Annotated in this window: 7 protein-coding genes; 5 read left to right on the forward strand and 2 right to left on the reverse strand. The window is 67.8% G+C overall.

Translation table 11 applies throughout. The features are described from left to right. Positions 1–11: 11 nt before the first annotated feature. A complete protein-coding gene (locus FAZ21_RS18205) occupies positions 12–239 on the reverse strand; it encodes a hypothetical protein (RefSeq protein ID WP_136774855.1) in 228 nt (75 codons plus the stop codon). 233 nt (positions 240–472) lie between these two features. Here FAZ21_RS18205 and phnC point away from each other — a divergent pair, with 233 nt between their 5' ends. The 4 genes from phnC to FAZ21_RS18225 all read left to right on the forward strand — a co-directional run bounded on the left by phnC (position 473) and on the right by FAZ21_RS18225 (position 3,766). Next, positions 473–1,300 (forward strand): phosphonate ABC transporter ATP-binding protein, encoded by an 828-nt coding sequence (gene phnC / locus FAZ21_RS18210; protein WP_136774856.1) that lies wholly within the window; start codon positions 473–475, stop codon positions 1,298–1,300. 31 nt (positions 1,301–1,331) lie between these two features. Further along, positions 1,332–2,309 (forward strand): phosphonate ABC transporter substrate-binding protein, encoded by a 978-nt coding sequence (gene phnD / locus FAZ21_RS18215; protein ID WP_136774857.1) that lies wholly within the window; start codon positions 1,332–1,334, stop codon positions 2,307–2,309. Positions 2,310–2,391: 82 nt separating this feature from the next. Continuing rightward, a complete protein-coding gene (gene phnE, locus FAZ21_RS18220; protein WP_136774858.1) occupies positions 2,392–3,186 on the forward strand; it encodes a phosphonate ABC transporter, permease protein PhnE in 795 nt (264 codons plus the stop codon). Positions 3,187–3,208: 22 nt separating this feature from the next. Then, positions 3,209–3,766 (forward strand): phosphonate degradation HD-domain oxygenase, encoded by a 558-nt coding sequence (locus FAZ21_RS18225; protein WP_136774859.1) that lies wholly within the window; start codon positions 3,209–3,211, stop codon positions 3,764–3,766. A 54-nt stretch (positions 3,767–3,820) separates the two neighbouring features. Here FAZ21_RS18225 and FAZ21_RS21145 read toward each other — a convergent pair whose 3' ends face one another. Continuing rightward, positions 3,821–4,414 (reverse strand): sugar O-acetyltransferase, encoded by a 594-nt coding sequence (locus tag FAZ21_RS21145; RefSeq protein ID WP_136774860.1) that lies wholly within the window; start codon positions 4,412–4,414, stop codon positions 3,821–3,823. Positions 4,415–4,627: 213 nt separating this feature from the next. Between FAZ21_RS21145 and FAZ21_RS18235 the strand changes: the two genes are divergently transcribed. Next, positions 4,628–5,842, forward strand: coding sequence for an MFS transporter (locus FAZ21_RS18235; RefSeq protein WP_136774861.1), 1,215 nt, complete (start codon positions 4,628–4,630; stop codon positions 5,840–5,842). The last annotated feature ends 467 nt before the right edge of the window (positions 5,843–6,309 follow it).

Below are 6,309 nucleotides of genomic sequence, written 5' to 3' on the forward strand. Positions count from 1 at the left end.
ACGAGGGGTGCTCAGGCCAGCGTGTCGAGCAGCGTGCCGATCATGCCGTCGGCCGCCTTGACCACCTTGGCGGCGGCCTGGAAGTTGTCCTTGGCCTCGGTGGTGCCGACCAGGCCGCGCGTCAGGCCCTCGGTATCGTCGCGCAGGCCGGCGGAGGCGACGCGCGCCGCCGAAACGTCCAGCGCCCGCTGGTAGGTCTGCATGCCGGCCAGACCGATGCCGAAGGTGGAAATACTCATGCCCGTCCCCGGATAAGCTGGCGCGCGGGGATCGAACCATTCGCTTCCGCCCGCCATTCCTGACGATGATGCTCCGCGCGCGCCGACGCCGGGTGCGATGCTTACATGCCGGCCGCCGAACGGTGATGACCGGGGCCGCCTTCTTGCCATCGTCATCTGTTGTTCATTGTATAGACATCTCGCTTTCATCTACCGCGCACAGAATCCGCGCCATTGTCATTCAGGAGCGGGCGATGGCCACGGCTTTGGAAATCCGGCATCTCAGCAAGTGCTTCACCCCCGGGCACAAGGCGCTGGACGAGGTGAACCTGCGCGTGGAGGAGGGCGAGATGGTGGTGCTGCTCGGCGCCTCCGGCTCGGGCAAATCCACCTTGCTGCGCCATATCGCCGGCTTTGTCTGCGCCGACCCCGGCGCCGGCAGCGTCAAGGTGCACGATCAGGTGATCCAGCAGAACGGCAAGCTGGCGCGCAATGTGCGCGCGTTGCGCTGCCAGATCGGCTTCGTGTTCCAGCAGTTCAACCTGGTCGGGCGCCTGCCGCTGACCACCAACGTGCTCACCGGCATGCTGCACCGTGTGCCGCTGTGGCGTTCGATGTTCAAGTGGTTCACCCGCGAGGAACGCCAGTGCTGCATGGCCGCGCTGGCCCAGGTCGGCATCGACAAATACGCCGGCCAGCGCGCGTCCACCTTGTCCGGTGGCCAGCAGCAGCGTGCCGCCATCGCCCGCACGCTGGTGCAGGAGGCGCGCCTGATCCTGGCGGACGAACCGATCGCCTCGCTCGACCCCGCCGCGGCGCGCAAGGTGATGGAAACCCTGGCGCGCATCAATCGCGAGCTGGGCACCACGGTGATCGTGTCGCTGCACCAGGTGGACATCGCCATGCGCTACTGCCAGCGGGTGGTGGCGCTGCACCAGGGCCGCGTCGTCTATGACGGCACACCCGCGCGACTGACGCCCACGCTGCTGCGCGATATCTACGGCCCGCTGGCCACCGAACTGATCGCCCACGGCGCGCCGGAACCCCAGGTCGCGCCGCAACCCGCATTCGCCCTCGAATAACACCACCCCACCCGCCTCAGGAGTCGTACCCATGTTCCGTCGTTTCCTCACCACGGTCGCGCTGGCCGCTACCGTGCTGCCGCTCCACGCCGCCGACATGCCCAAGGAACTCAACTTCGGCATCATCGCCACCGAATCCACCGGCGCCCTGCGCCAGATGTGGCAACCGCTGGTCGATGACATGAGCAAGCAGCTCGGCATCAAGGTGAATGCGTTCTTCGCCCCGGACTACGCCGGCGTGATCGAAGGCATGCGTTTCAACAAGGTGCAGCTTGGCTGGTTCGGCAACAAATCGGCCATCGAAGCGGTCGATCGCGCTGGCGGCGAAGTGTTCGCCCAGCAGGTGGATGCCGACGGTGCCCCCGGCTACTGGTCGCTGCTGATCACCCACAAGGACAGCGGCATCACTTCGATGGACCAGGTGTTGAAGAACAAGGGCAAGTACACGCTGGGCATGGGCGATCCGCAATCGACCTCGGGCTTCCTGGTGCCGGGCTATTACCTCTTTACCCAGAACGACATCAACCCCAAGACCCACTTCAGCACGGTGCGCAATGCCAACCACGAAACCAACATCATGGCGGTGCTCAATCGCCAGGTGGACGTGGCGACCAACAACACCGAGCAACTGGACAAGCTGAAGCAGACCTTCCCGGAGCGCTATGCGCAGATCCGCGTACTGTGGCGCTCGCCGCTGATCCCGAAGGACCCGCTGGTCTGGCGCAAGGATATGCCGGACGAGCTGAAGAGCCGCGTGCGCGCCTTCATCGTGGGCTACGGCAAGAACGAGCGTGAAAAGGCCATCCTCAAGGCGATCTACAACACCGGCAGCTTCCGCGCATCCAGCGACGCCCAGTTGCTGCCCACCCGCCAGCTCGAGCTGGCTCGGGTGAAGAACAAGATCGAGGACGACACCACCTTGTCCGCCACCGAAAAGAAAACCCAACTGGACGATGTGAACGCCAAGCTGGCCGATCTGAACCGCCAACTGGCCGCCACCGACAAGTAAGCGCCACGGCCCCGCCAGGGTCGTCGCGCTGGAGGTGCCGGCGGCCTGCCGCCGGCACCTGCTCCATCATGGAATCCCGATCATGACCGATATCGCCATCCCCGCCAGCCCGGTGCCGCCGCCCACGCGCAGCACCTGGAGCATCGTCGGCTGGGTGCTTTTCTTCATGTTGCTCGCCTGGGCCTGGCGCGGCGCCGACATGCGCCCGCTGGATCTGTTCCGCGACTCCGGCAACATGGCGCAGTTCGCCGGCGACTTTTTTCCGCCCAGTTTTCGCGACTGGCGCATCTACCTGAGCGAAATGATCGTCACCTTGCAGATCGCCCTGTGGGGCACGGTGCTGGCGGTGATCTGCGCGGTGCCGCTGGGCATCCTGTCATCGGCCAACATCGTGCCGGCCTGGGTCTACCAGCCGGTGCGCCGTGTCATGGACGCCTGCCGCGCCATCAACGAGATGGTGTTCGCCATGCTGTTCATCGTGGCGGTGGGCCTGGGGCCGTTCGCCGGCGTGCTGGCGCTGTGGGTCCACACCACCGGCATTCTCGCCAAGCTGTTTTCCGAGGCGGTCGAGGCCATCGACCCGCGCCCGGTGGAAGGCATCCGCTCCACTGGCGCGTCGCCACTGGAAGAGGTGATCTACGGCGTGATCCCGCAGGTATTGCCGCTGTGGATTTCCTATTCGCTATACCGTTTCGAATCGAACGTCCGCTCGGCCTCGGTGGTCGGCATGGTGGGCGCGGGCGGCATTGGCGTGGTGCTGTACGAGATCATCCGGGGCTTCCAGTACGCGGAAACCTGCGCGGTGATGATCATGATCGTCATCAACGTCTCGCTGATCGACCTGGTATCGGCGCGCATCCGCAAGGGGCTGGTATGAAACGGGACCACGGGAGCACGCCATGGCGCTGAGCCTTGCCGACATCCACCGCCTGATCACCCGGCGGGGCGAGGAATACTATGGCGCCGAGGGCGTGTCGCAGCGCGAGCATGCGCTGCAATGCGCCGAACTGGCCGAAAAGGCCGGCGCCAGCCCCGCGCTGATCACCGCCGCGCTGTTGCACGACCTGGGCCACCTGGTCCATGAAATGGGCGACGACCCCGCCGCCGAAGGCGTGGACGACGTGCACCAGTTCCTGGCGCTGCCGTTCCTGCGCCCTCTGTTCGGCGACGATGTGCTGGAGCCGATCCGCCTGCACGTCGATGCCAAGCGCTACCTGTGCGCGGCGCAGCCCGGCTATCGCGGCATGTTGTCGTTCGCCTCGCAGCGCAGCCTCGATCTGCAAGGCGGCACCATGACCCAGAGCGCGGCCGCCGAGTTCATCGCGCGGCCCTATGCCGCCGATGCGGTGCGGTTGCGCCAGTGGGACGATCTGGCCAAGGTGCCGGGCAAGGCCACGCCGTCGCTGGAGCACTATCTGGCGATTGCGGCAGAGGCGACGCGCAGCGTGCCGGCCTGAGCGCTTTCCGGACTGCGGGGCGCGAGCGGATCGCGAACCGCTGCCGGGCGATGCTCAGCGCAGCAAGGCGGCCTGGGCCGGCGCCTCGCCGTCGTGCAGCACGCGGATCACCCGGCAGGGGTTGCCGGCCGCCAGCACGCCCGGCGGCACGTCGCGGGTGACCACGCTGCCGGCGCCGATCACCGAGCCGTCGCCGATGGTGACGCCGGGGCAGATCACCACCGCGCCGCCCAGCCAGACCTCGGCGCCGATGACCACCGGCTTGCCGGATTCGATGCCCCGACGGCGACCGGCAAGGTCGGTCGGGTGCGTGGCGGTGTAGATCTGTACCGCCGGGCCGATCAGCGTACCGTGGCCGATCGATACCGGCGCCACGTCGATGATCACGCACTGGGTGTTGAAATAGACGTTCTCGCCCAGCGTGGTGTTGTCGCCGTATTCGCAGAAGAATGGCGGCGTGACGAAGGCGTCGGTCGGCGCCTGGAACAAGGTGTCGAGCAGGCGGCGGTATTCGGCGGCATCGGCCACCGGGTCGAGCGTGCCCAGCGCCCGGCAAAGGCTTCGCGCCCGAACCCTGGCCTCGACCAGCGCGGGGTCGAGCGCGTCGTAGGGCTCGCCCGCGATCATTTTCTGTCGTTCCGTAGGCATGGTTGTCCTCGCTGATCCAGAGCGGCCAATGAAACCCGACGTCGCGGTTCCGGCAAGGGGCGCCGTCGCGGGCCGTCCAACATACCGGGCTGTCTGGATGGCGGCAACCGCGCGGGCCGACGTTTCGTCGCCCTCCATGGCACCTTGATCCCGCATTTGCGCGTTTGGTCGCAACCCTCGGCCGACATCCGGCCCGCTTCCTAGCATGGCCCCATGAGGCGTAGAAGACGCCGCGTCACCGAGGAGATCGCGATGGAAGTGTCGAAACCGGGCAAGGGGCCGTTCCTGGCCATGATGCTCGCCTGCCTGCCCAATGGCGTGATGAGCTTTGCGCTGCCGCTGTACGCCCATGCGCTGGGGGCGAGCGCGGTGCAGGTGGGCATCTGCTTCACCCTGGCCAGCATGACCCAGTTGCTGTGCCGCCCGGCGGTGGGTTGGTGGATGGATCGGGGCGACAAGCGCCTGTTCCTGGTGCTGGGCTGTGTGTTGCAGGGCCTGGCGTTCTGGAGCTACGCCGCCTCGCGGGAGGTATCGATGTTGTACCTGTCGGCGGTGGTGGCCGCCGTGGCCAACAGCCTGGTGTGGACCGCCGCGCTGGCACTGGTGGCGGGGCGGGACCGGCACGTGGGCGAGGGGATGGGACGCCTGGAATCCGCCAGCGCGCGTGGCGCGCTGATTGGCGCCATACCCGCGTTCAACGCGGTGGGGATGTTCAGCCTGGAGCGTAGCTGGTCGTTCATCATGGCCGCCTTCGCCGTGGGGGCGGTGGTGGCGGCGCTGGCCGCCTGGCGGATGGTGCCGCGCACGCCGCCCGATCCCCACGCCGCCATGCCATTGCCGGTACCGGATCGTCGGTGCCTGTATCGCCTGCTGCTCCTGGCGTTGCTGACCGCGCTCGCCGGCGGCATGGTGCTGCCGGTACTGGTGTTGTTCCTGAGCGAGCGTTTCGGCGCGCCGTCCTCGACCATCGCTGCCGCCTACGTGCCGGCCGCGCTGGTGCTGAGCATCCTGCCGGCCTACGCCGGCCGGCTGGTGGATCGCGTCGGCAGCACCGGGCCGCTGGTGGCCGGGCTGGGCCTGATGGCCGTGGCCATGCTGCTGATGCCGTGGATGACGCACCTGAGCTGGCTGATTGCGCTGTGGGTGGCGGAAGCCTGCGGCCTGGCGCTGGCGGTGCCTGCGGAGCGCAAGCTGGTGGCGGGGATCTGCGGCGCGCGGGGTGGCACGGTGTTCGGGCTGTACGCCACCGTGGCCAACGCGGCCACCGCGGTGGGACCGCTGGTGGGTGGCGCGGCCTACCAGTACCTCGACCACCGCGCTCCGTTTGCCGTGGCCGCAGCGTTGCTGGTGCTGACGGCGGGGCTTTACCTGCGGTGGTTCGGGGCCGGGGTGCATCGGTCCGTGGGCGTGGCGGGCGTCGCTTCGTGAGGCGGATGGAGGCAGGAAGCGCGACGCGGCGGACAGCGCTTCGGTTGGCCGGTGCGACTTCGCCGGGGCCGATCCACGACGCGGCGTCAGGGCGGGCGAACGCCGGTGCCTTCGGTCCCACGTTTGAAGGTCGATCCGCCCTAAGAGCCGCTCACAAAACCCAGCGCAGCGGTTCTGGCAAGGCGCGCGAAACGTCGTGAAAGGCAATAAACCGAACTTCCTTCGGTCGCAGGCAGTACCAGGCGTACGGCAAGTGAGGCTCGATGCCCCCGCGCGACATCGCCAGAAGGGTTTTTAAGGGGTTGCGGCGCCGTTGCCGGCCGATGTGCCCAGCAATACCGCCAGGAACCGCTCGCCGGCCTCGGCCAGTTCGCCGTCGTTGGCGATCTCGATCCGGGCCAGCCCGTCGGGCAGGGGTGGCGGCGTGCGCGCGAGGCGGGCGGCGACGGCGGCTTCGTCCTCGCGCC

Source organism: Chitiniphilus eburneus (genome assembly GCF_005048205.1).
In the GTDB taxonomy this organism is placed as follows: Bacteria; Pseudomonadota; Gammaproteobacteria; order Burkholderiales; family Chitinibacteraceae; genus Chitiniphilus; species Chitiniphilus eburneus.

What these genes read in the sequence shown, in the direction of transcription:
- FAZ21_RS18205 (WP_136774855.1), bottom strand. Translation starts at nt 239, where the DNA reads ATGAGTATTTCCACCTTCGGCATCGGTCTGGCCGGCATGCAGACCTAC.
- phnC (WP_136774856.1), top strand. Translation starts at nt 473, where the DNA reads ATGGCCACGGCTTTGGAAATCCGGCATCTCAGCAAGTGCTTCACCCCC.
- phnD (WP_136774857.1), top strand. Translation starts at nt 1,332, where the DNA reads ATGTTCCGTCGTTTCCTCACCACGGTCGCGCTGGCCGCTACCGTGCTG.
- phnE (WP_136774858.1), top strand. Translation starts at nt 2,392, where the DNA reads ATGACCGATATCGCCATCCCCGCCAGCCCGGTGCCGCCGCCCACGCGC.
- FAZ21_RS18225 (WP_136774859.1), top strand. Translation starts at nt 3,209, where the DNA reads ATGGCGCTGAGCCTTGCCGACATCCACCGCCTGATCACCCGGCGGGGC.
- FAZ21_RS21145 (WP_136774860.1), bottom strand. Translation starts at nt 4,414, where the DNA reads ATGCCTACGGAACGACAGAAAATGATCGCGGGCGAGCCCTACGACGCG.
- FAZ21_RS18235 (WP_136774861.1), top strand. Translation starts at nt 4,628, where the DNA reads ATGAGGCGTAGAAGACGCCGCGTCACCGAGGAGATCGCGATGGAAGTG.